The sequence below is a fragment of the Sinomonas notoginsengisoli genome (genome assembly GCF_021554725.1).
In the GTDB taxonomy this organism is placed as follows: Bacteria; Actinomycetota; Actinomycetes; order Actinomycetales; family Micrococcaceae; genus Sinomonas; species Sinomonas notoginsengisoli.
In genome coordinates this window covers 369,483-392,732 of record NZ_JAIZDP010000002.1, presented here as the reverse complement: position 1 = coordinate 392,732, position 23,250 = coordinate 369,483, and the positions used below count along the sequence as shown (strand labels likewise).

Annotated in this window: 21 protein-coding genes and 2 riboswitches; of the genes, 6 read left to right on the top strand and 15 right to left on the bottom strand. The window is 69.6% G+C overall.

All coding sequences use genetic code 11. From position 1 onward, the window contains the following. Window positions 1–19: 19 nt before the first annotated feature. Both LF262_RS07400 and rpsF read right to left on the bottom strand, forming a co-directional pair. Window positions 20–634 carry a single-stranded DNA-binding protein gene (locus LF262_RS07400; RefSeq protein ID WP_235779638.1) on the bottom strand — a complete coding sequence of 205 codons (615 nt, stop codon included), beginning with the start codon at window positions 632–634 and terminating at the stop codon, window positions 20–22. A gap of 69 nt (window positions 635–703) precedes the next feature. Beyond that, window positions 704–1,009: a 30S ribosomal protein S6 gene (gene rpsF, locus LF262_RS07395; protein WP_235779637.1), complete on the bottom strand. Its 306-nt coding sequence runs from the start codon at window positions 1,007–1,009 to the stop codon at window positions 704–706. Between the two features lie 218 nt (window positions 1,010–1,227). On the opposite strand from rpsF, the gene LF262_RS07390 reads away from it, so the two are divergent. Next, on the top strand, window positions 1,228–1,953 hold the full coding sequence (locus LF262_RS07390) for a DUF1345 domain-containing protein (RefSeq protein ID WP_235779636.1): 726 nt from the start codon (window positions 1,228–1,230) through the stop codon (window positions 1,951–1,953). On the opposite strand, the gene LF262_RS07385 is transcribed toward LF262_RS07390, so the two are convergent. Continuing rightward, the gene (locus LF262_RS07385) at window positions 1,937–2,581 is read right to left on the bottom strand and encodes a TetR/AcrR family transcriptional regulator (RefSeq protein ID WP_235779635.1); all 645 of its coding nucleotides are present in this window, start codon (window positions 2,579–2,581) and stop codon (window positions 1,937–1,939) included. The genes LF262_RS07390 and LF262_RS07385 overlap by 17 nt on opposite strands. A gap of 87 nt (window positions 2,582–2,668) precedes the next feature. On the opposite strand from LF262_RS07385, the gene LF262_RS07380 reads away from it, so the two are divergent. Further along, the gene (locus LF262_RS07380; RefSeq protein ID WP_235779634.1) at window positions 2,669–2,941 is read left to right on the top strand and encodes a hypothetical protein; all 273 of its coding nucleotides are present in this window, start codon (window positions 2,669–2,671) and stop codon (window positions 2,939–2,941) included. Between the two features lie 40 nt (window positions 2,942–2,981). Here the strand turns inward: LF262_RS07380 and LF262_RS07375 are convergent, their stop codons facing one another. Together LF262_RS07375 and LF262_RS07370 are read right to left on the bottom strand one after the other, a co-directional pair. Continuing rightward, the gene (locus LF262_RS07375) at window positions 2,982–4,256 is read right to left on the bottom strand and encodes a M18 family aminopeptidase (protein WP_235779633.1); all 1,275 of its coding nucleotides are present in this window, start codon (window positions 4,254–4,256) and stop codon (window positions 2,982–2,984) included. Window positions 4,257–4,279: 23 nt separating this feature from the next. Beyond that, window positions 4,280–5,011 (bottom strand): glutamine amidotransferase, encoded by a 732-nt coding sequence (locus LF262_RS07370; protein WP_235779632.1) that lies wholly within the window; start codon window positions 5,009–5,011, stop codon window positions 4,280–4,282. A gap of 94 nt (window positions 5,012–5,105) precedes the next feature. Continuing rightward, a riboswitch (M-box (ykoK) riboswitch) is annotated at window positions 5,106–5,280 on the top strand. Between the two features lie 230 nt (window positions 5,281–5,510). On the opposite strand from LF262_RS07370, the gene LF262_RS07365 reads away from it, so the two are divergent. The 3 genes from LF262_RS07365 to LF262_RS07355 all read left to right on the top strand — a co-directional run bounded on the left by LF262_RS07365 (window position 5,511) and on the right by LF262_RS07355 (window position 10,044). Beyond that, a complete protein-coding gene (locus tag LF262_RS07365; RefSeq protein WP_235779631.1) occupies window positions 5,511–7,274 on the top strand; it encodes an Nramp family divalent metal transporter in 1,764 nt (587 codons plus the stop codon). 149 nt (window positions 7,275–7,423) lie between these two features. Then, entirely contained in the window at window positions 7,424–8,683 is a 1,260-nt protein-coding gene (locus LF262_RS07360; protein WP_235779630.1) for a magnesium transporter MgtE N-terminal domain-containing protein, read from the top strand. 152 nt (window positions 8,684–8,835) lie between these two features. Then, window positions 8,836–10,044, top strand: a complete 1,209-nt coding sequence (locus LF262_RS07355; RefSeq protein WP_235779629.1) for a S53 family peptidase — start codon at window positions 8,836–8,838, stop codon at window positions 10,042–10,044. Window positions 10,045–10,196: 152 nt separating this feature from the next. Here LF262_RS07355 and LF262_RS07350 read toward each other — a convergent pair whose 3' ends face one another. From LF262_RS07350 to LF262_RS07315, 8 genes are all read right to left on the bottom strand, one after another. Then, window positions 10,197–11,564 (bottom strand): LLM class flavin-dependent oxidoreductase, encoded by a 1,368-nt coding sequence (locus LF262_RS07350; protein WP_235779628.1) that lies wholly within the window; start codon window positions 11,562–11,564, stop codon window positions 10,197–10,199. Window positions 11,565–11,631: 67 nt separating this feature from the next. Then, window positions 11,632–12,990 carry an MFS transporter gene (locus LF262_RS07345; RefSeq protein WP_235779627.1) on the bottom strand — a complete coding sequence of 453 codons (1,359 nt, stop codon included), beginning with the start codon at window positions 12,988–12,990 and terminating at the stop codon, window positions 11,632–11,634. A gap of 38 nt (window positions 12,991–13,028) precedes the next feature. Continuing rightward, window positions 13,029–13,145: riboswitch (SAM riboswitch) on the bottom strand. A 248-nt stretch (window positions 13,146–13,393) separates the two neighbouring features. After that, the gene (locus LF262_RS07340) at window positions 13,394–14,122 is read right to left on the bottom strand and encodes a response regulator (protein ID WP_235779626.1); all 729 of its coding nucleotides are present in this window, start codon (window positions 14,120–14,122) and stop codon (window positions 13,394–13,396) included. Continuing rightward, window positions 14,109–15,353: a sensor histidine kinase gene (locus LF262_RS07335; RefSeq protein ID WP_235779625.1), complete on the bottom strand. Its 1,245-nt coding sequence runs from the start codon at window positions 15,351–15,353 to the stop codon at window positions 14,109–14,111. Before LF262_RS07335 ends, LF262_RS07340 begins: the two co-directional genes overlap by 14 nt. 9 nt (window positions 15,354–15,362) lie before the next feature. Further along, window positions 15,363–16,223, bottom strand: a complete 861-nt coding sequence (locus LF262_RS07330) for an ABC transporter permease subunit (protein WP_235779624.1) — start codon at window positions 16,221–16,223, stop codon at window positions 15,363–15,365. Beyond that, the gene (locus LF262_RS07325) at window positions 16,220–17,230 is read right to left on the bottom strand and encodes an ABC transporter ATP-binding protein (protein ID WP_235779623.1); all 1,011 of its coding nucleotides are present in this window, start codon (window positions 17,228–17,230) and stop codon (window positions 16,220–16,222) included. The genes LF262_RS07330 and LF262_RS07325 overlap by 4 nt, the downstream gene beginning before the upstream one ends. Before the next feature lie 166 nt (window positions 17,231–17,396). Further along, window positions 17,397–18,923: a bifunctional phosphatase PAP2/diacylglycerol kinase family protein gene (locus tag LF262_RS07320; RefSeq protein ID WP_235779622.1), complete on the bottom strand. Its 1,527-nt coding sequence runs from the start codon at window positions 18,921–18,923 to the stop codon at window positions 17,397–17,399. Window positions 18,924–18,932: 9 nt separating this feature from the next. Beyond that, a complete protein-coding gene (locus tag LF262_RS07315; RefSeq protein WP_235779621.1) occupies window positions 18,933–20,180 on the bottom strand; it encodes an MFS transporter in 1,248 nt (415 codons plus the stop codon). A 90-nt stretch (window positions 20,181–20,270) separates the two neighbouring features. Here LF262_RS07315 and LF262_RS07310 point away from each other — a divergent pair, with 90 nt between their 5' ends. Next, window positions 20,271–20,498, top strand: coding sequence for a DUF3072 domain-containing protein (locus LF262_RS07310; RefSeq protein WP_372462753.1), 228 nt, complete (start codon window positions 20,271–20,273; stop codon window positions 20,496–20,498). Window positions 20,499–20,523: 25 nt separating this feature from the next. Here the strand turns inward: LF262_RS07310 and LF262_RS07305 are convergent, their stop codons facing one another. Together LF262_RS07305 and LF262_RS07300 are read right to left on the bottom strand one after the other, a co-directional pair. Next, window positions 20,524–22,581: a penicillin-binding transpeptidase domain-containing protein gene (locus LF262_RS07305; protein ID WP_235779619.1), complete on the bottom strand. Its 2,058-nt coding sequence runs from the start codon at window positions 22,579–22,581 to the stop codon at window positions 20,524–20,526. Between the two features lie 143 nt (window positions 22,582–22,724). Next, on the bottom strand, window positions 22,725–23,231 hold the full coding sequence (locus tag LF262_RS07300) for a GNAT family N-acetyltransferase (RefSeq protein WP_235779618.1): 507 nt from the start codon (window positions 23,229–23,231) through the stop codon (window positions 22,725–22,727). Window positions 23,232–23,250: the final 19 nt, after the last annotated feature.

Below are 23,250 nucleotides of genomic sequence, written 5' to 3'. Positions count from 1 at the left end.
GATGTAGTGGAAGGACCGATCAGAACGGGGGCTCGGAGTCGTTTCCTTTGCCCCAGCCGCCGGCATTGCTGACGCCCGGGGTTGCCCACGGGTCGTCCTGCTGCTGGCCGGCGCCCCAGCTGCCGCCGGAGTTGCCGCCCTGGCCCTGAGAGCCCTGGCCGCCGCCCCAGCCTCCGCCAGCGTTACCGCCGCCGGAGTTGCCGCCTTGGCCGCCACCGAAAGTCCCGCCCTGGCCGCCGCCGAAGTTGCCGCCACCCTGACCGCCGGAGCGCTGGGTGCGGTTGACCTTCGCGGAGGCGTAGCGCAGGCTCGGGCCGATCTCGTCGACCTCGAGCTCGATGACGGTGCGCTTCTCGCCTTCCTTGGTCTCGTACGAACGGCTCTTCAGACGTCCAGACACGATCACGCGCATGCCCTTCGTCAGGGACTCTGCGACATTCTCGGCAGCCTCTCGCCAGATCGACGCGCGCAGGAACAGGGTCTCCCCGTCCTTCCACTCATTCGCCTGACGGTCGAATGTACGCGGGGTGGAGGCCACGGTGAAGTTGGCGACGGCCGAGCCGGACGGGGTGAACCGCAGCTCGGGATCATTCGTCAGATTGCCGATCACCGTAATGGTGGTCTCGCCTGCCATGCTTCCTCCTGGTTCGTTCGACGCGTACTGAAGATCGTTGTACTTGAGATCGAGGGATTCACGCCAAGACTACTTGGCGGAAACCTTCTGGTCCTCGGGGCGGATGATCTTGGTGCGCAGGATCGTCTCGTTGAGGGAGAGCTGGCGGTCCAGCTCCTGCGCCGAGGCCGGCTCCGAGGTGAAGTTCACGACGGCGTAGATCGCCTCGTTCTTCTTCTTGATCTCGTAGGACAGACGGCGGCGTCCCCAGATGTCCACCTTGTCGACGGTTCCACCGTCGGTGGTGATCACAGAGAGGAACTTCTCCAGCGACTGCTGGACCGTGCGCTCGTCGACCTCGGGGTCGATGAGGACCATCAGTTCGTATGGACGCATGTGTGAACCCACCTCCTTCGGGCTAAGCGGTTGCGGTCTTTCCGCAACAGGAGGTTCATGTGCGTGCCCACACGCCCTCCCCTGACAGAAGCCGGGAGCTGGCGCAAAGACTGCACAAGTCTACCGGATGCGCGGGCCTGCCTCGACCGGGCCGGTGAACCGTCCTAGGCTCAACGCTACGCGGTACGAGGCGCCGTCGTGCGTCGTAGTCTGCGCATGTGGACAATCCGCAGGCGCGAGAACGTGTGGAGGAAGAAGTGCCGAACCCAGGGATCGGAGGCATGAAGGCGGACACGCCGCGCGCCCGCTCAGCGCGCGCCAGGACCGCGCGCCACCGCATGTGGACGATGGTGGCGGTCGGGATCGCAGTCTTCCTCGTGACAGGTCTCTTCAATTCCTGGTGGCACGCGCCCGCGGCCGGATGGGGCGCTGCGGCCCTCGTCTACGACGTCTGGGTATGGTCCCGCGTCATCCCGATGGATGCGGTCAAGACCAAGGTGCATGCCCTCGAGGAAGACCCTGGCCGTCGCAGTCGGGATGTGCTGCTCTTGAGTGCGAATCTCGCGGCGATCGTCGCGGTGGCGATCGTCCTGGTTTCGGGCAACCAGTCCGACAGCGGGAAGGTGCTCTACGCCCTCCTCGCACTCGCGGTGGTCGGCGCGTCGTGGCTGCTCGTGCACACGGTCTTCACCCTGCGCTACACCGAGATCTACTACGTTGCAGATCCGGACGGGGGGATCGACTTCAATCAGAGTGAGCCTCCGCAGTACACGGACTTCGCGTACATGGCGTTCAGCCTCGGGATGACCTATCAGGTCTCGGACACGGCGATCACGAGCCACGCCATGCGATCCGAGGCGCTCAAGCACAGCATCCTCGCGTACGTGTTCGCGACCCTGATCCTCGCCTCGACGATCAACCTCGTGATCAATCTGGCGAGCTGAACAGCTCGTAGACGAGGACTGCCCGAAGCCACGCGACGAACCTCGGCAGCTCCCACCCGGCGTCCCGCACGAGGGCGTTGAACGGCCCGGCTCCGCCGTACATGAGGAGGAGTTCGAGGGCCTCCGCGCGGCCAAGGCCGGGGCGGAGGCCGAAGCGCTCATCGAGAAGCGCAATGATCTCGCCATAGCCTTCCCGGCGGAGCCCCTCGTTGTATTCCCGGACCGCCCGCGCCTCGGGCTCGTGCCGAGCCTCTCTGGCCACTTCCTCGATGCCGGCAGCCCGGGCCTGGATCTCGCCGTTCCCGGAGGCAAAGTGGCCGATCAGCTCCTCACCGCTGGTGGCGGCGAGCATCGCAGCGTAGAACGGCTGTTCCTGCGGCGGCCGCGGGTCGTCCTCGCCCAGGACCGCGCGGGCGTAACAGGCCTGGAGCAGCTCCGGCTTCGTGTGGAAGACGAAGTAGACGGTCTGGACCGAATAGCCGGCAGCCCGCGCGATGTCCGCCATCCGCGTCCCGGTGTAGCCCTTCTCGACGAAGAGCGCCGCCGCCGCCGCGACGATCGCCCGGCGGGTCTGCCGGGCCTTCCCGCGGCGCCCTGCTGGCTCCTCGAAACTTGCTCCCGCAGGCATCTTGACGCACCTCCCAGTTCGCCCCACACTATGTGGTGTAAGTCACTAGAGTCTACCTCTAGTGAAGGACTCTGGAAGGTGATTCCCATGCCAGTAGCCATGGTTTCCTACGCCGACACGCGCGACCAGTACGACTCTGTCCCGACCGTCCTCGACCCCAAGCCCGCCGGTCTGATCCTCCATGCGGCAAGCGAGCTTCCCGACGGACGCGTGCAGATCGTGGATGTATGGGAGAGCATCGACGCGAGCAAGGCGTTCGAGCAGACCCTCTTCCCGGCGTTCGAGAAGGCCGGCCTCCTCGAAGAGATGATGTCCCGCGAGCAGCCCGTGGCCTACGAGACGTTCGACCTCGTCAAGTAGCCCTGTGTCCCACGACTCTTCGCGGGCTGAAACCCCAGCGTCAGCCCGCGAAGAACCGCTCCGCCACTGTGGACAGCCGCCACGGGTCCTGCACCCCTGCGAGCTCGCGCGCAGAGTGCATCGACAGGAGCGGGATGCCGACGTCCACCGTGCGGATTCCCAGCCGCGTGGCGGTGAGCGGTCCGATCGTGGAGCCACAGGGGACGTCATTGTTGGAGACGAACTCCTGGTACGGAACCTCCGCCTCAGCGCACAGTCGGGCCCACAGCGCCGCGCCCGGGGCGTCAGTCGCGTAGCGCTGGTTCGCGTTGATCTTCAGCAGAGGGCCGCCGTTGAGGACCGGCAGGTTGGCCGGGTCATGCCGCTCGGCGTAGTTGGGGTGGACAGCGTGCCCGGCGTCGGCGGAGACGTGCCAAGAGGCGGCGAACGCACGACGCCGCTCGGTCGGAGAAGCGCCAAGGCCGTCACCGATGCGGGCCAGGACGTCCTCGAGGAACGGGCCCGCCGCGCCGGAGCGGGACCCGGAACCGACCTCCTCGTGGTCGAAGGCCGCGAGGACCGCGATGGAGCCGCCGCCGTTGTCCCGAGCGTTCGCGAGCGCGGTGAGGCCCGCGTGGACCGAGGAGAGATTGTCCAGACGGCCCGAGGCGAAGAACTCGCCGGCCCCGCCGAACACGGCAGGCTCCTGGGTATCCGCCACGACCACGTCGAAGCCGCCCACCTCCCCGGGCGCAACGCCGGCAGCTTCCGCGAGCAGGCCGACCAGATCTGCCGTTGACGGGTCCCCGAGCCCCCACACGGGATTCATGTGCTGCTGCTTTCCGAGCGTGAGCCCCTCGTTCACGGCCCGGTCGAGATGGATCGCGAGCTGCGGAAAGCGCAAGAGGGGGCCCGAGGCGACGAGGTGCTGCGCGCCGTCGTGCGTCACGAGACGACCGGCGAGGCGCAGCTCCCGGTCCAGCCACGAGTTCAGCAGGGGGCCGCCGTAGACCTCGACACCGGCCTGGAGCCAGCCGAGGCGGCCCGTGGTGGGCTTGGGCTTGAGCTTGAAGGAGGGGGAGTCGGTGTGCGCCCCGAGGATGCGGAATCCAGTGGTGGGCCCGGCGCCGTCGGGCACAGTCCACGCGATGAGCGCACCGTCGCGGACCACCGCGTGGCAACCCGGGCCGATGGGCCAGTCGGCCGCCTCGTCCAGCAGCTCGAAGCCGGCCTCGGCGAGCCTGCGCCCACCCTCTGCAGCGGCGTGGAAGCTCGATGGCGAGGCCACGACGAAGCGGCCGAGGTCCAGGGCGTGGAGGTGCGCGGCGGTAGGCATGTACGCGAGTCTAGCCAGCAGGGTCAGCGCGCATAGCGGGCCACGAAGTTGGCCAGGACCTTCTGCGGCTCGGTCACGCGCGTGCCGCGGGCGCGCTCCTTGACGGTCTCCGCCTCGTCCGGCGGGAAGTAGCCGGAATGCCGGTAGGCGTCGACGCGCCGCTCGAGGCCCGCAACGTCGAGTTCGGGGTGGAACTGGGTCGCGTAGAGGTTCTTGCGGAAGCGGAACATCTGCACTGGGCACGTATCCGACCCGGCGAGCAGCGCGGCCTCAGGCGGGAGCGTGCGCACAGCCTCCTTGTGGCCCACGAACGCGTGGAATGCCGGGTCGAGGCCTGCGCACAGCGGATCGTGGAGCCCTACCGTGCTGAGTCTCACCTTGACGGGGCCAACAGCCTCGCCGAAATGGCGGTCGACGACGGCCCCCATCTGGGTGCCGAGCATCCCGACTCCGTAGCACGCACCCAAGAATGGGAAGTCCTCAGCGACGATCTGGCGCAGGAGCACACCGATCTCCGCCTCGACGCGGCGCTGGGTGGCACTCTTCTGCTCGGCCGGATCAGAGGCGGTGAAAGGGCTCCCGCCGAGGATCACGCCCGAGTAGTCCGCGAAGCGGATCCCGGGGAGCGGCCCGGCCTCCGCGCGGACACGGTGGAGCTGCTCGGGGGCAAGGCCGCTGTACGCGCAGAAGGCGCGGTACTCATCCTCGGCGACCTCGTCGTGGTCCCGGGCTGCGAGGAGCAGAAACGGCCTCATGCACACATTGTGGGTGCCCTCTGCCTGCCGGGAAAAGGTGCTTCACCGAATCTGAGTGGACCTTTGAGCTCCGGTCTGTATGATGTCCTCGCAAGGTGCCGTTCGTTAGCTGAGGCTCCTTCGCGTACACAAGCCAGCGACCGCCCACGTCGAGAGACGCCCCCGGTCAGGACAGGCTGCCCCGGACTAAGGGGCAACCCCGATTGGCTCCTCCGGCCCCGCCGAAGGTCACGACGCGAAGTGCCAAAGGTCTTACGAGGAAGGGCCCCCGGCCACTCTGGCCGGGCTCCGAAGGCGCGTGAGATCCGTCCAGAGGAGGTGGCCGACCGTGTCCAGCGGCGATAGTAGTCCCTCCCCGCATACGCCCTGAGTCTTCAGCGCTCGATTCCCTTTCCTGCTGCGCGCCGGCAGGCCTGTCCCGCCCATTCATGACCGGGGCCGGCAGCCACGGCGTGCCCGCTTCACGAGCCCTGCCTCCGGCGGGAGGAAGCCGGTCCCCATGATCAAGACCCCACTGAACCGCGCCCACCACTCCGACACCCCGCCCCAGACGGCCGCCCACGGGCCCTCATCCGCCCCCGAACAGTCCGCCGTGCTCGACTCGGCGCACGTCGGCGACATCCACGGCGCGTTCGGCACGATCCGCGTCAGCGATGGAACAGCCGACGCCGCCGGTGCGTCCTCGGCGCGCTCGAGCTGGAAGGCCCGGATCAAGACGCTCCTGGCAATCATCGGCCCGGGGCTCATCGTGATGGTCGGCGACAACGACGCCGGCGCCTTCGGCACGTACACCGAAGCAGGCCAGAACTACGGCACGAGCCTTCTCTGGACGCTCCTGCTCCTTGTTCCCGTCCTCTACGTCAACCAGGAGATGGTGCTGCGGCTCGGCGTGGTGACCGGCGTGGGGCACGCGCGGCTCATCCTCGAGCGCTTCGGGAAGTTCTGGGGCGCGTTCAGCGCCATCGACCTGTTCATCCTCAATGCCCTCACGATCGTCACCGAGTTCATCGGCATCAGCATCGGCCTCGACTACCTCGGCGTGCCCAAGATCCCGGGCGTGGTCGTCGCTGCGGTCGTGGTAGTCGGGGCGGCCAGCACGGGCTCGTTCAAGACGTTCGAGCGCGTGTGCCTGACCCTCGTGGTCGGCTCGTTCCTGCTCGTGCCGGTGTTCTTCATGAGCAACCCGGACTACGGGCAGATGGCGCACGACTTCGTGGTCCCCGGGTTCCCGGCCGGCTCTGACGTCGCGGACGTCACCCTGCTGGTCATCGCGATCGTCGGCACGACCATTGCCCCGTGGCAGCTGTTCTTCCAGCAGTCCTACGTGATCGACAAGCGCATCACCCCCCGCTACATGAAGTACGAGCGCGTGGACCTGTGGCTCGGGATCGCCCTCGTGATCCTCGGCGCCGCCTCGATCATGTCGTTCACCGCGTCCACGTTCGCCGGGCAGCCCGAGTTCGGCCAGTTCACGGATGCCGGCGGTGTCGCGGAGGGCCTCGGGACGTACGTGGGCCATCTGGCGGGGATCCTGTTCGCGCTTGCGCTCATCGATGCCTCGATCATCGGCGCGGCGGCCGTTGGGCTCTCCACCTCCTACGCTCTCGGGGACGTGCTGGGCCTCAAGCACTCGCTGCACCGCAAGATCCGAGACGCGAAGGGCTTCTACGCCGCATTCGCCGGGGTCATCCTCCTCTCCGCAGTCATCGTGATCATCCCGGGCAGTCCGCTCGGCCTCCTCACGGTCGGCGTCCAGGTCCTCGCCGGAGTGCTCCTGCCCTCGGCCACCGTCTTCCTCCTGATGCTGTGCAACGACAAGCAGGTCATGGGCCCGTGGGTCAACGGCCGCTGGATGAACATCTTCACCTCGGCCGTCATCGCGGTCCTCGTGATCCTGTCCGTGGTCCTCACGGCGTCGGTGCTGTTCCCGGACATCGACGCCGCGACGATCCTCACGATCCTCGGGGTCGGTGCGGGCCTCGCGGTCCTCACCGGTGCAGGGCTCACCGTGGCCCACCTCGCGCGGCGGAGCCGGACCCGGCCCGCACCAGAGGGGACGCACGACGCCGCGCCCGCACCGGCCGTCGTCCGCCCACCCGACCGCTCCCAGCGCCTCACGTGGCGCATGCCTCCGCTCGCGCTGCTCGAGCGTCCCCAGCTTTCGACCGCCCGCAGGGTCGGCCTGAGCGTGCTGCGCCTGTACCTCCTCGTGGCGATGGTCCTCGTGGTGGTCCGGGTCGTGCAGCTCGCCGTCGGCGGCTGACCCGCCGCGCCGACCTTGGCCAACCCGACCCTAGCCGACCCGACCCTGGCCGCGCCGACCCCGGCCGCGCCGACCTCTCCATACCCGGACCCGCTCACGCCGACGTACAGTCGGCTCGAGAGCTCGACACGCTTTTCGAAAGGTTTCCGATGAAGGCCGCCCCCCAGACCCTCTCCCTCTCCGCGCTCCTGCGCCAGCCCGTCATCGACTCCGACGGGCATCGCATAGGCACCCTTGCGGACGTGATCGTCCGCTTGGGCGGCCACGACTACCCCCTGGTGACCGGACTCGTCGTGGCCGTCGGCAATACCCGGGTGTTCGTCTCCGGCGCTGACCTCGCGACGCTCACAGAAGAGCGGATCGAGCTCTCGCGCAGCAGCATCGAGATCCGCGACTTCACCCGGCGCGAGGGCGAAGTACTCCTGTCCGAGGACGTCCTGGGCCATCGGCTCATCGACCTGGCCCGCGTGGCGTTCGTCAAGGCCTACGACGTCCGCCTCAGCCAGGTCCTGGACGGGTGGGCGGCGACGGGCCTCGACGTCCACCGGCGCCGCTGGCTGGGCCTTGGCGCGAACCACGCAGCCCACGCCGTCCGCGACTGGAGCGAGTTCGAGCCGCTCATCGGCCACCGGGACTCCGCACAGGCGCGACGGGCTACCGGCCGGATCCCCGAGCTCAAGGCAGCCCAGATCGCTGACATCATCGAGGACGCGACAGGGCACGAGCAGGACGAGCTCCTCGCCCAGGTGCACGAGGACCCGGAACTCGAGGCGGACGTCTTCGAAGAGCTGGACGAGGACAGCCAGTCCTCGCTCTTCAGGCACCGTGGCAATGCGGAGGTCGCCGAGCTGCTCGGGCGCATGCAGACAGACGATGCCGCCGACGCGCTCATGGATCTTCCCCAGGAACGGCGGGTCGCCGTGCTCAACGCGATTCCGGAGCCGAGGAGGACCGAGGTCCACCGCCTCCTCGGGTACCACGACCTGACGGCGGGCGGCCTCATGGGCACCGACTTCGTCTCCGTCCCGGCCACCGCGACAGTCGGCGAGGCCCTCGAAGCGGTCCGGGCGGCGTCGTACGTCCAGCCCCAAGCCCTCGTCACCGTCTACACGCTGCGGGAGGACGGCACGCTCGACGGCACGCTCACCCTTGTCGCCGCGGTGCAGGCCGATCCCGGGCAGGTACTGTCCGAAATCGCAGACCGCGATGTGGTGGTGGCGTCGCCCACGGATGACGTCGTGGATGTCACGCGGCGCATGGCCGACTTCAATCTCCTCGCCCTTCCGGTGGTCAATGAGCGGCACGAGGTGATCGGGGTGGTCACCGTGGACGACGCGCTCGAGGCTGCGATTCCGCAGGACTGGCGGCAGCGGGAGTCGAACCACCGAGAGACCGGATCGGAGCTTTGACTGAGAGTTTCCCGGCAATTCTGGGAAATACCTTGATCGGCAGGCCGCTCGTCTGCCACTCTCTCACCAGCTGGTTTTGACCGTATCTGTTAGGTCGGGTGAAGAAACCGCCCATCCGGCGCGCATCCACTCCAGCCCCAGGAGGGCACCTCATGAGGAAGATTTTCGCCGCCGCGGCGGCAGGCCTGCTGCTCGCCGGGCTGGCCGCGGCCACCCCGGCAGGGGCGGCACCGACACCAGGGCCGAATCCACAGTCGGACCACTCCATTCAGGTCTGCGCGACGCCGCGCGCGGGCGACGCTGCGTGCCATGCGCGGCAGGCCGCCGACGCTACGGGCAAGCCGATCACCAATGCTTCCGCGCCGCCGTCCACGGGCCTCCGCCCGAGCGACATTCGCGACGCGTACAAGCTCACGGGCGCCACGGGTGCCGGCAAGACTGTGGCGATCGTGGACGCCTACGGTTACCCGAACCTCGAGCGGGACCTTGGCGTCTACCGCTCTTCGTTCGGCCTGTCCAAGTGCACGACAGCAAACGGCTGCCTGAAGGTGCTGAACCAGAACGGCGGCACGAGCCTGCCGCGATTCAACACCGGCTGGGCGCAGGAGCAGGCGCTCGACGTCGACGCCGTCTCCGCCGCGTGCCCTGACTGCAACATCGTGGTCGTCCAGGCCAATTCGGCATCCTTCGTCGACCTTGGCACTGCGGTGCAGACGGCGGCGGGGCTTCCCGGCGTGGTCGCGATCTCGAACTCGTACGGCGGCTCGGACGTGGCTGACTCGACCTACGGCAAGTACTACAACTTCCCGGGCATCGCCGTCACCGCGAGCACCGGGGACAACGGCTACCAGGGCGCCTCCTACCCGGCCTCGTCGAGCTACGTGACGGCCGTGGGCGGCACATCGCTCGCGCGCGCGATCAATCCACGCGGCTGGTCGGAGTCCGCTTGGAGCGGCAGCGGGTCCGGCTGCTCGACGTACAACGCCGCGCTCCCGGCCGCAGCCCCGTTCAACACCGGCTGCGCAATGAGGGCCATGGCCGACGTCGCCGCGGCGTCCGACCCGAACAATGGTGGCCTCGCGGTCTACTACCCGACCTCGAGCAGGGCCTCGACCTGGGGGCAGTTCGGCGGAACCAGCGAGGCCTCGCCGATCATCGCCTCGGTCTACGCCCAGAGCGGCAACACCGGCTCCAACTCAGCCCTGGCGAACTCCATCCCGTACACCAACAACCGGGCTGGCCTCTTCGACGTGATCGACGGCTCGAACGGCACATGCTCGCCAGCGCAGTGGTGCACGGCGGGCTCCGGATGGGACGGCCCGACCGGGCTCGGCACCCCGAACGGGACCGGCAGCTTCTAGCGTCACGCCCCTCACGCCGGGCCCAACGTTGAGGGGTCAGGTCCCTACGTTGAGGGGTCACATCCCGATGGATTCCCATCCATAGGGATGTGACCCCTCATCCATAGGGACCTGACCCCTGACCGCCCTCACCGCCTGATTGAGGCGGAGCCTCAGACCGTCGCCGAAACTCGCCGTCCCGGGTGGTCGGCGGCCAGCCGTGGGCCAGCCCCGAGCACGGTCGCCCGGAACGTCTGCCCCGGCACCGCCTCCGCGAGGAGTCCGCGACGCCGCAGCTCGGGCGTGACGAGCCGTGCGAACTCGAGCAGGTCCGCGGGCCGCACAGCGGAGGTCAGGTTGAATCCGTCCACGCCGCCCTCCTCGGCGAAGCGCTCGAGCTGGTCGGCCACCGTGGCCGGGGAGCCGACGATGACGGGCCCGCGCCCCCCGATGGAGACGAACTTCGCGACCTCGCGGAGGGTCCAGGTGCGATCGGGGTCAAGGGTCGTGAACTGGGCCAGAGCGGACTGGTTGGCCTCGCTCCTGATGTACTCGAGCGGGGCCTCCTGGTCCAGGCCCGAGAGGTCGAGACCCGTCCAGCCGGCAAACAGGGACAGCGCGGCATCCGTGTCGACATACGCCTCGTACTCGGCGAGCTTCGCGGCCGCGGCCTCGTCCGTCTCAGCCACGATCACCGTCGCGATGTTGAAGACCTTGACCGCCTCCGGCGAACGGCCGGCGGCGGCCAGCTCAGCGCGGAGCCCGTCCACATTCTTCCTGGCCTGAGCCGGAGTCGAGCTCGCGAAGAACACGGCCTCGGCATGCTTGCCCGCGAACGCCTTCCCACGGGCGGAGGCCCCGGCCTGGAACAGCAGGGGGCTCCGCTGCGGGGAGGGCCCCACCAAGGCGGGGCCGGGCACCCGGTAGGCATCGCCGTCGTGCGCGATGTCCCGCACCTTGGCCGGGTCCACGAACACGTTCGACGCCGCATCGGCGACCACCGCGCCGTCGTCCACCGAGCCCTCCCACAGCTTGTAGACCACGTCCATGAACTCCTCGGCCCGGTCGTAGCGCTCATCGTGCGGGATCTGGGCGTCGAGGCCGAGGTTCCGCGCGGCGGACTCCTGGTAAGACGTCACGATGTTCCAGCCGACGCGCCCACCCGTGAGGTGGTCCAGGGTCCCGAACTTCCGCGCGAGCAGGTACGGATGCTCGTACGTGACGGATGCCGTCACGCCGAACCCGAGCCGCTCGGTCGCGGCCGCGAGGGCCGAGACGATGAGGAGAGGATCGAGGGTCGGGTACTGGACGCCGCCGCGTACGGACTCGTCGGCGCTGCCCGCGTACACGTCGTACTGCCCGAGGATGTCCGCGAAGAAGATCCCGTGAAAGCCGCCGTCCTCAAGAGCCTTCGCGAGCTCCGTCCAGTAGCCCAGCTCGGCGAACCGGTGCGCCTGGGAGTCCGGATGCCGCCACAGCCCCGGCGACTGGTGCACCGGCACGAGCATCTCGAATGCGTTGAGGAGGAGGGGCTTGGCCATGGGATTCCTTTCAGGTGACAGGCTGGCGGCGGATGCGCGGGATGGACGCACGACGGCGCCCGGCTGCTCAGGCGGTCCGCTCGCTGCCGTCTGTGTTGGGCCGGACGGCTTGCCGGCTGGCGGCCTCTTCGGCGGCCGGGTCCTTCGCCGCGAGCGCTGCGACCGTGGTGAGGATGCCGAGGAACGCGAACCAGCAGGCCACGAGCCATGGCTGGCCGCCGCCTGCCTCGAGGAGCACCGCCGCGACGAGCGGGGTGATAGCCGCGGAGAGCACCGTGCCGACCTGGTAGCCGAACGAGACGCCCGAGTAGCGCAGCTCGGTGGGGAACTGCTCTGCGAACCACGCGGCCTGAGGCCCGTAGATCGCATCGTGCAGGATGTTCATGCCCACGAGCAGCACGAGGGGCAGATACGTCAGGCTGCCGTGGTCGAGGAACCAGAAGAACGGCCAAATGAGCGCGATGACGCCGATCGAGGCGGCCACGGCGATGCGGCGGCGGCCAATGCGATCCGAGAGCCAGCCCCAGAAAGGCCCCGAGAGCAGGCCGATCGCCGAGACGATGAGAATGGCCGCGAGTCCTGACGTCGTGTCGTGGCGGCGGTCCTTGAGGTAGCCGAGGATGTACACGGTCATGAGCGTGTAGATGGCCGGCTGGACGAGGCGCATGCCGACGGTCACAAGGATGCCGCGTGGGTGCTCGCGGAGCACCCGCACCACGGGCCTTCTGACCGTGCGTGCCTCCGTCTTGACTGCCGTGAACTCCTCCGCGTCCGTCACGCCGAGGCGGATCCACAGGCCCACCACGACCAGGACGCCCGAGAGCAGGAAGGGGACGCGCCAGCCGAAGGCCTGGAATTGGTCCGCCGTGAGGAAGGCCTGTGCCAGCGCGTACGCCGCAGTGGCCAGGAGCATGCCCGCTGCGGAGCCGACCTGGGTGAACGAGCCGAAAAGCCCGCGGCGCCCAGCGGGCGCGTGCTCCACCGAGAGCAGCGCCGAGCCACCCCACTCCGCTCCTGCGGAGAGGCCTTGGACGAGGCGGAGCCCCACGAGCCCGACCACGGCGAGGATGCCGATCGCGGCATAGTTGGGCAGGACGCCGATGAGCGTCGAGGCGATGCCCATAGTCAGCAGCGACGCGACGAGGAGGGCCTTGCGGCCGATCCGGTCGCCCAAGTGGCCCGAGATCACGCCGCCCAGCGGGCGGGCGATGAACCCGACAGCGTAGGTGGCGAACGAGGCCAGGACGCCCACGAGCGGGCTGGCATCCGGAAAGAACTGCTTGTTGAACACGAGCGCGGAGGCCGTGCCGTAGAGGTAGAAGTCGTACCACTCGATGGTGGTGCCGACGAACGCGGAGGCAAGGATGCGGCGCTTGGCATGCAGCGCGCTGCCGAGTCCCGGCCCGGAGGTGACAAGAGTGGCCATGCGGTTCCTCTTCGTATCGCGGCGCGAGGCTCGCTCAGGCGCCATACTTACGACGCCGGGGGCCCGGGCGCCGCCGAATCCTCACCTGGGGCACCCCACTACAGCTGGAGGGTTGCCGTCCGGCAAGCCAGGGCTTGTCGCCGGAACTCTTGATTCTTCGGCCAGTGTTGCCGATGCCGGCGGCTCGGGGGAAACGGGTTCGTCACGGATGTTCACACTCCCGACCGTTGAGGGGTCATGTCCCTGTGTTGAGGGGTCATGTCCCTGCGGTGAAACCTGCACATCCGGACCTCGGCCGCTGGGACATGACCTCTCAACCGGTCGGGGCGAGGGCGCCGGGGCGAGGGCGTCGGCGTGGGAGTGGATCCCTCAGGAGCTGCTGTCCTCAGTACTCCAGGTGCCCTCAGTAGTCCGGGTTGCTCGGGATGATGAGGCCCGTCTCGTACCCGTACACCACGGCCTGGACACGGTCACGCAGGTGCAGCTTGGTCAAGATGCGCCGCACGTGGCTCTTGACAGTGGCCTCGGAGAGGAAGAACCGGTGCGCGATCTCGGCGTTGCTCAGGCCCTCGCAGATGGCACGCAGCACCTCGAGTTCGCGGGGCGTGAGCTCCTTGAGCAGCGGATCCGGCACCGGGGCTGCGGGCGTCCCCGCGCTGGCGCCCCCGGTTGGGCCGCCCTGGCCGTTGCGCACATACGTCTCCAGGAGCCGCTGGGTCACCCGGGGGCTCACCACTGCGTCCCCGCTGGCCACGAGCCGGACGGCGTGCACCAGCTCGGCGGGGGCCACATCCTTGAGCAGGAACGCCGATGCCCCCGCCTGCAGCCCCGCGAAGGCGTACTCATCGAGGTCGAAGGTGGTGAGGATGATGATCTTCGCGCGAGAATGCTCCGCCACGATCCGCCGAGTGGCCTCGATGCCGTCCATGGTGGGCATCCTCACATCCATGAGCACCACATCCGGCTCGAGCGAGCGAGCCAGCCGCACGGCCTCGTCCCCGTTTCCGGCTTCGCCGACCACCTCGAGCCCGTCCTCCGACTCGAGGACGAGCCGGAATCCCATCCTCAGCAGGGGCTGGTCGTCCACCAGCAGCAGGCGCAGGGTCGCCTCCGCACTGTCATCGCCCCTCATCGACTCTCCATCCGTCAACGGTCCCCTCCGTCCAATGCAGCTCTGCCTCCACGAGCCATCCTCCCTCGGAACGGGGCCCGGCGTAGAGCGTTCCCCCGTACAGCGCAGCGCGTTCGCGCATGCCGGCGATGCCGCCGCCCGTCCCGAGGCGAGGCTCGGCGCCGTCGTGCGTCGCGCCGTCATTCTCGACGCGGATCCGCACCACGCCGTCCTGCCGGACCACGCCCACGTCCACCCGGCTGACGGAGCGGCCGTACCGCAGGGCGTTGGTAAGCGATTCCTGCACGATCCGGTAGACGGCAAGCTGGAAGGCGGGGTCCGACGGCGGCGGGGCACCTGCGAGCGTGAGGGTCGCCGGGAGCCCGGCGGCACGGAAACCCCCCACGAGCGCCTGGAGGCCCTCCGTTCCGGGTGCGGGCCCGAGGCTGGCCCCGGGGCCCTCGCGGAGCACGCCGAGCACGCGCCGCATGTCCGCGAGCGCGGTCCGTCCCGTGCGGGACAGTTCGCCGAGGACCTCCCGCGCGCGGTCCGGGTCCTTGGGCACCACTTTGGCCGCGCCGTCACTCAGGGCAACCATCACCGTGAGGGAATGTGCGACCACGTCGTGCATCTCGCGCGCAATCCGGTTCCGTTCCTGAACAGAGGCGAGCTCCGCGCGGCGCACCGCCCAGGCGCGGATCTCCGCCTGGTGCTCGCGACTGCCGCGTAGCCATGCGCCGAGCCCGGCGGCGAGCACGTTCATGAGCAGCACGGACACCGCCGCGACGAGTCCGACGTACCGGGCATTGGCGGGCATCTCCGGCCCTTGTGGCGTGTACACGAACGCGTAGTACACCGAGACCGGGACGGCCGCGAGCACGGACGCGCCGAGCGCCACGAGAGCCGGGGCCGCCGTCGCGACGGCGTAGACGGCGAAGAGGATCGCCACGCTCATCACCGAGCTGTTCGGGGACTGGTACAACAGGGCCGCGTCGATCGCGACGGCGACAACGAGCACCGCCCAGGGCGAGCGGCGTCGTGCGCGCAGGGCAAGCTGCTGGACGGCCAGAAGCGCAAACCGCCACCAGTGCCCCTGGAGCGCGAACTCCACGAAGAGGGGCACCGCCAGGAACATCGCGGCTCCGACGACGATCCAGTCCATCGCCACCGGATGGTCGGCCAGATACGCGCGGAGGGGGCCCCGCCGGGGCGGGACCGCGAGCGCGAAGGCCTGCGTGGGAGGCGCGTGCATGCGCCGCTCCTAGACGTCCCTCTGCTTGAGCGTGGCGAAAGCGGCGCCGAGGAGCACCACCACATAGGCGCCCAGGACCAGGACGCCCTGCCACGGCTCGAGGAGCGTCGTGTCCAGCGGCTGGGTGGACCCTGCCTCGAGCATCGCGTTCGCCGCGCTGGTCGGGAGGTACTTCCGGGCCTCCTTGAAGAAGTCGTTCGGGATGAGCTGGAAGATGATCGGCAGCACGAAGAGCGCAGCCACGAGGGTCACGATCGCGCCCGCCGAGTTCCTCAGCAGGGCGCCGAGCGCGAGACCCATGAGCGCCACGGCCGCGACGTAGACGGCGCTGAGGAGCATGACGCGCTGGACGTCCCAGCTGCCCATGTCCAGGTGCAGGCTGTAGTTGGACAGGATCGGCTGTGCCAGGAGGCCGCCGAAGAACGCGCCGACGTACGTGACCGCGAAGCCGACGAGGACGGCGTACACGCCCTTCGACGCGAGGACCGGCCACCGCTTGGGCACCGCGGCGAACGTGGCCCGGGACATCCCGGACGTGAACTCCGCACTGATCAGCAGGACCGCGAGCGAGCCGATGATGAGCTGCGAGAAGGAGACCCCGGCGTCCGGCAGATGCGGGAGCATGGATGCCGCGTTGACGCTCTCCCGCGGACCGGTGGCCCCCTTGGCCCGCGCCTCCGAGACCTGCCCGAACCCCCACGCCTGGAGCGCGGCGAAGCCGACCATGAGGGCCACCGCGCACACGAGGAGGATCCGGGTTGAGAGGAGCGAGAAAAGCTTGATGCGCTCCGAGGTGAGGACGCGGAAGAAGTTCGGACCGGTCAGCACCGGAGCTGCTTCGGCGCGTGACGGCTGGACTGCGGTGCTCATCGGGTCGCCTCCTGGGTCTGGGTGGGCTCGAGACCGGCCCCGGTGGGATTGAATGCCGTGGGCTCGGCCGCGACGTGCTTGGCGGTGGTGTGGCCGGCGTCGAGCCGGTCGGAGCGGTACTCGACGTCGTCCTTGGTGAGCTCGAGGTAGGCCTCCTCGAGGCTGGCCGTGAGCGGGGTGAGCTCGTAGACGAGCACGCCGGAATCCATGGCCGTGCGGGCGATCTCCCGCGGCTCGAGGCCAGCGACCTCGAGAAGCTCCCGCTCCTGGGCCTGGACGCTCACGCCCTCGCGGGCCAGGAGGCGCGTGAGCTGCTCCGGGGCGTCCGTGCGCACACGGGTCCGCATGCGCCCCTGCCCGTTGAGGATGTCCGCAATCGGGGCATCCGCGATGATCTTGCCCCGGCCGATCACGATGAGGTGGTCCGCTGTCTGGGACATCTCACTCATGAGGTGGCTCGAGAGGAAGACTGTTCTGCCCTCGGAGGCGAGGTACTTGACGAGGTTGCGGACCCACAGGACACCCTCGGGGTCGAGCCCGTTGACCGGCTCGTCAAGGACGATGACCTCGGGATCGCCCAGCAGCGCCGCGGCGATTCCGAGCCGCTGGCCCATGCCAAGGGAGAAGCCCTTGACCTTCTTGCGTGCCACCGCGCCGAGCCCCGTCATCTCGATGACCTCGCTGACGCGGGAGTTCGGGATGCCGTGCGTGGCCGCGAGCGCCCGGAGGTGGGTGTAGGCTGTGCGGCCGGGGTGGACCGCGCGGGCTTCGAGGAGGGCGCCGATCTCCCGCAGCGGGGCCCGGTGCTTCGCGTAGGGTTCGCCGTTGACGGTCACGGAGCCGCGCGTGGGCGCATCGAGGCCAATGATCATGCGCATGGTAGTGGACTTGCCGGCTCCGTTCGGGCCGAGGAAGCCGGTGACGCGCCCGGGGTGGACGGTGAAGGTCACACCGTCCACTGCGGTCTTGGCACCGTAGACCTTGGCCAGGTCCTGGGCCTGGATCATGAGTTTCCCCTTAGCTCTGCGTGGCGTGCTGGTCGTATGCCTCCACGCTAGGCCAGCAGGGAACCTACGGCGACGGCCGCGGGGATGAACTCTCGCGGCCCGCGAGCGCGGGTATCGTCCGGAAGGATGACGCCCGACGGCGCGCGGTCGCCTCAGGCGGGAGGGTTCAGTCTCCCTCGAGCGGCGAATACACCGTGAGCGCCCCGGCCTCGACCCGGATCCGCGCGCGGACCACGCCGTTCACCACCTCACCGTCGACGGCCAGGACGATCGGCCGATCGCTCGCCTCGAGCGTCACTTCTTCTGCCAGCCAGATGCGCGCCACCGGACTCCGCTCGACCGTGCCCGTGACCAGGGCCGTCAGGAGCCGGAGGCGGGCGAAGCGCGGCCGGGCACTGACGGCGCGCAGGTCGAGGACGCCGTCGTCCACCACCGGCCGCTCGAGGGGGGCGATGTCCCGGGGCCAATAGAGGCCGCGCCCGATGAAGAGGGTCCACACGCGGCGGCGCACGCCTCCGATCACGAGGCGCGTGGGAGTGGCGGCGCCGAACGTCCTCAGCGCCGCAAGCGTCGCGGCGGCACGCTTGGGCAGCCCGGGCAGGCGGCGCGTGAGATGGTCGCGGCGTCGCACGAGGTTGGGATACACGCCCACGCTCGCGGTGTTGAGCATGACCAACTCCTCTTCCGGTCCCCCGGGGTTGCCCCGCACTACGGTCACCCGGCCGAGATCGCAGCGGCGCCCCTGTCCGGAGGCGACGGCGGCCGCCAGCCCCTCGGCGTTGAGCGTGCCGATGTCCCGGGCGAAGTGGTTGAATGTCCCGCCGGGCAGGACCGCGAGCGGCAGGCCCATCTCGGCGCACACGCCCGCCACGGGTCCGATGGTCCCGTCGCCTCCCCACACGCCGAGCGCCCGGACCCCCGGAGCGGCCGCGAGGATGCGGGCGAGGTCCTCGGCGAGCTCATCCTTGCCGATGACCTCGATGACCGCCTTGGGGAACAGGTCGCGGACCTCGGCGACGGGATCGCTGTCCTGGGGGCCGCTCGCGGGATTCACGACGATGGCGAGTCCCTCGCTGTCCGGGAGCGCCGGTGCGCGAGCGGGGGTTGCGCGGGCGGGGGGCGCGGTCTCGAGCCGGGACCACCACGCTCGGGTGACGAGCGCCGCGCTCGCCCCGAAGGCGGATCCGAGCATGACGTCGCTGGGCCAGTGGGCGCCGGTGTGGATCCGCGAGTACGCGACCCCCGCGGCGACCGGGGCCAGGAGGGCGCCGAGGGCCGGGCTCACGAGCCCCACGCCCGTGGCGAATGCGACAGCCGAGGCCGAGTGGCCGCTGGGCAGCGAGGAACTTGTGGGCTGCGGATGGAGAAAGCGGTGGATCGGCAGGCTCTCTGGATGCGGCCTGGCACGCGGGAGCAGCCGTTTGGCCAGGATGTTCACCCCGGCGGAGGCGAGTGCGACGGCGATCAGGCCGTGGGCGCCGGCCCGCCGAGAAGTCCCCTTCTTCAGCGCGAGCGCGGCAGCCACTCCTATCCACAGCTTCGAGTGCGTCGCGGCACGCGTGAGCCAGGCGAAGCCGGGATCCCAAGGGCCGCGCGGGATCCGGGCCACCTGGTCGACGATCGCCGAGTCCAGGCGCTGCACGGCATGGAACGGCAGGCCCGGAGGCCTGAGGGCACGGGTGCGGCGTGTCATGGGTCCACGCTACTGCCGAGCAACGCCCTGCGGGACTTCTTTGCGGGTCACTCCTGCGAGGGCGAGGGCCACGAGGATGGGCACGAGGATCACCAGCAGGGCGTGGCGGAGGCCGAGGTGATCACCGAGGAAGCCCAGGAATGGCGGGCCGGCGAGGAAGGCGATGTAGCCGATCGTGGACACTACAGCGACGCGGGCTGCGGCCCGGCGCGGATCGTCCGCCGCGGCGGACATGCCCATGGGGAAGGCCAGCGCCGCGCCGAGGCCCCAGAACACGGCGCCCACCGCCGAGAGCCAATAGGTGCCCGCAAGGGAATATACGGTCAGGCCCAGTGCCGCGGAGACCATGCTGAGGCGCAGCGCCGCCACTCGACCGATCCGGTCGATCACGCGGCCCCCGAACCATCGCGCCACCGTCATGGACCCGACGAAGACCGCGAACAGTCCGGCACCGGCGGCCTCGCTCGCGTCGAGCCCGTCCACCACGCCCTTGGAGATCCAGTCGTTGCCCGCGCCCTCCGTCAGGGTCGCGCCCAGGACCACGACGCCGATGAGCACCGTGCGGGGGTGGCGCCACGCGTCCAGGACCCTCGGCTTCGGCGCGGTCGGGGCTTTGGCCTCGGCGTCGCGGCCCTCCTGGGGCGGCGCGGGGGCGTCGGGGGAGTGGGCGGCATGGTGTGCGAGGAAGGAGCGCGGCACCACTGCGACGACCACCGTGACTACCACGATGATTCCGAACAGATGAAGCGGAAGGTCGATGCCCGCGGCGCTCAGGGCCGCTCCGACGAGTGCTCCGAGCACGGCACCACCGCTGAACGCCGCGTGGAACTGGGGCATGATGGTCCGGCCGAGGCGGTGCTCGACATCCGCGCCTCCGATGTTCTGCGCCACGTCCCAAAAGGCAATGCCCGCACCGAACAGCACAATCCCCCCGGTGACCACCCCGACGGACTGTACAAGCAGGCCGCTCGCGATCACCGCGCCGGCAGCGATCGCGAGCGCCCCGCCGAACCGGACGGTGGCCTTCAGCCCGATCCGGTCCACGACCGTTCCCGTGAGCGGGAGGGCGACGAGGGAGCCGGCGGCGCCCACGAGGAGCACGGCACCCATCTCGCCGGTGGTGAGCCTGAGCGTCTCCGTGACGGACGGAATGCGTGCCGCCCACGAGGCGAAGATGAAGCCATTGGTTCCGAAGATCACGAAGATCGCGAGTGCAGCGGCGCGGACGGTTTCGGTGGAAACGGTGCGCGTGCTCATCCTCCTACTCAATCACGGCCCGTCTGGCGCGGGGCCTGTTTGGACGCGCGATGCCGGGGCAGAGGTGTGCGTATGAGTGACGACGACACGATGCTCGGCAGCCCCGAACCGGAACCCCGCGGAGGGCTTGACCGGGACCCGGACGACTGGGTGACCGGAGACGAGCCGATGACCGCCGCCCAGCGGAGCTATCTGGACACCTTGGCACGGGAGGCCGGGGAGGAGCTTCCGGCGGACCTGACGAAGGCGGAGGCGTCACAGCACATCGACCGGCTCCAAGGCAAGAGCGGGCGGCTTTCGGAGGAGTCCGACTCGTAGTCCTCGCCCCGTCGACAGCGGGCCCTCAGCCGGCCTTCACGAGGAAGTTCTTCAGCAGCGGACCGGACACGGCGGCACCAAGGCCGCCCTCCTCGACGAACACGGCGACGGCGAGGTCGCCGTGCGTGCCGATGATCCATGAGTGCGTCTTGGGCGGGTTGTCCGAACCGAACTCGGCCGTGCCCGTCTTCGCACCTACCGGCGCCCCGGGCACGTCCGCGAGGAAGCCCGCGTGCCCGCTCGTCACCACGGCCCGCATCATGTCTTGAAGAACCTTTGCCTCCGTGCCGTTGAGCGGGGGGCCGGCCGGGCTGCTGGGAACAGCACTGGCGGACGACGCCGCTTGGCTGGCAACGGTGCCCTGGCCCGCCGATGTGCTGCCTGCCTTCCCGCTGGGTACCCCCGCGGATGCCGAGCCTGCTGCAGAGGGCGACCGGTTCGCCGTCGTGCTTCCTGCAGTGCCCCCAAGTCCGTTGAGCACAAGCTGCGCCGAGACGGGTGAGCCCTTCGCGACCGATCCGGCCATGACCGCCGCGGCGAGCGGGGACAACAGGATCTTGCCCTGGCCGATCATCGAGGCCGCATGCTCGGTGCCGGATGCGTCGCTTGGCACGGAGCCGAGGAACGCGGGGGTGCCGAGGCGCGGGGCGTCCACAGCCACGCCGAGTGACGTCGCGGCGGACTCGAGCTGCATTTGGCTGACCTTGTCCCGCTGCGAGATGAATGCGATGTTGCACGAGTGCGCGTAGGCATCCCGCAGGGTGATGTCGCCGAGTGAGGAGGCGGGGTAGCCGTCGGAGTTCTTGAACGTGCGCCCGTCCACCGTCAGCGTCTCGGTGCACTGAACGTGCTTCTCCGGCGTGGCGCCTTGGCGAAGGAGTGCGAGGGAGTCGACGGTCTTGAAGATCGAGCCGGGCGCGTACTGGCCGAGCATCGCCGTGTTGTAGCTCTTGCCGCCGGGGCCGGATGCCACAGCGAGCACCGCGCCGTCGGACGGACGCAGCGCCACGATCGCCGATGCGGGTTTGACGTCGGCCAGCTCGTCCTCGGCGAGCTGCTGGAGGCGGGGATCGAGCGTGGTCTTGAGAGGGGTGCCCGGTGTCGGCGCCTTCTCGAAGAGCGTGCGTCGCGCCCCGGGGTTGGCCTTGAGCTTCTCCGCCGTGAGGCCTGCTGGCTGGGCATAGACGGTGACTCCGTCGAGGCCCCGCAGCTGGGAATCATACTGGGCTTGGAGGCCGCTCGCTCCGGTGGTGTCGCCGGGCTGGAGTGCGCCTCCGGAGTTCTGCACCTGCTCCGCCGTGGCCTGCCCGACGGTGCCGAGGACCGGCCGCGCGAACGTCCGCGTCGGAGCGAGCGGCATCGTGTCCTTGACAGTGATGGCGCCGGGGATCGCGGCGATCTCCTCGTCGGTGGGCGTGCGGCCAGCTTCGTCGCGGAGCGTGATCGCCTCGACGAATGCCTTCTCCCCTGCGCCGGCCACCTGTTTCGCGTACTCGGCGGGATCGGTCTTGGCCAGCTGCGCGAGCTTCGCCGCGGAATCGGCCTGGCGCTCTGTGACGAGCTGGGCCTTGTCGATGCCGACGCGGAGCACCGGACGCTCCGTCACGAGCTTCGTGTCCCCCGCTCCGAGGATGTCCGCACGCGCCGGGGCCTCGGTCGTGAGGGTGAGCACCTCGCCCTCGGCCAGCTGCGGCGCCAGCAGGTCCGGCTTCCAGTCAGTGACCCAGCGGTCGCTGTTGCGGACGAGCTGCGCCATGGTCTGATAGATCCAGTCCTGCCCGCCCAAGTGCCAGTTGTAGCTGAGCGCCACGGCGGCCTTGTCGCCGTCAACCTTCGGCTCGCCGGCGGTGACGGCCGGCTTCGCGTCCCCCAGACCCTTGAGGGCTGTCTCGAGCTGCTGCTGGGCAACGGCGGGCTCCGGGCCCTCCATCGGCACGCCACCAACGTCGCGTGCTGCGAGAGCAGAAGCGAGCTGGCCGCCTGCCTGCTTCGCCGCGGCCTGGCGGCCGTCATCGCACGAGGTGAGAGCGGCGCCCATGAGGGCTGCGGCAAGGACGAGAGAGACCACACGGATTTTCCCCACGGGCACAGCCTAGGGGGTTCCGCGCGTCGGCTCCTTGTCACAAACTGCACAACTCAGGGCCGTATCGGCTGGATTCAGGGCCGATACCACCCTGAGTTGTGCAGTTTCCCACGCCGTTCCCCACCGATCGGATCGAGCCGGGGTCACAGCCGCAACTCGAGCAGCACAGTGTCCCGCCAGGAGCCCGCGAGCGGCCCGTGGCGCATGAGCGCGATGCGCTCGCGCCTGCCCACCTCGCGGAACCCGAACTTGCGGTGCAGGGCCAGGCTCGCGGCGTTCTCCGGGAACACCGTGGCCTGGACCGTCCATATACCACGGGTGCGCGATTCGTCGAGGAGCGCTCTCATGAGCAGCGTCCCGACCCCGCGGCCGCCCGCCGGGGGGTCTACGTACAGTGAGTGCTCCACCACCCCGGCGTACACCTCCCGTGCGGACACGCGCCCCGCGCCGGCCCAGCCGAGCACCCCCAGGGAGTCGGAGTCATCGCCTCCCTCGTCCTCGGCGACGAGCACAAACTCCTTCCGCGCCGAGAACGCCTCCCAGGTGGCTGGCGGCGCGGACTCGAAGGTTGCATCGCCGGGCTCGATCCCGGCGGCGTAGATGTCACGGATACGCGGCCAGTCGCCGGGCCTGGCTGGGCGGGTGTGCATGCGCCGATGCTACGCCGTG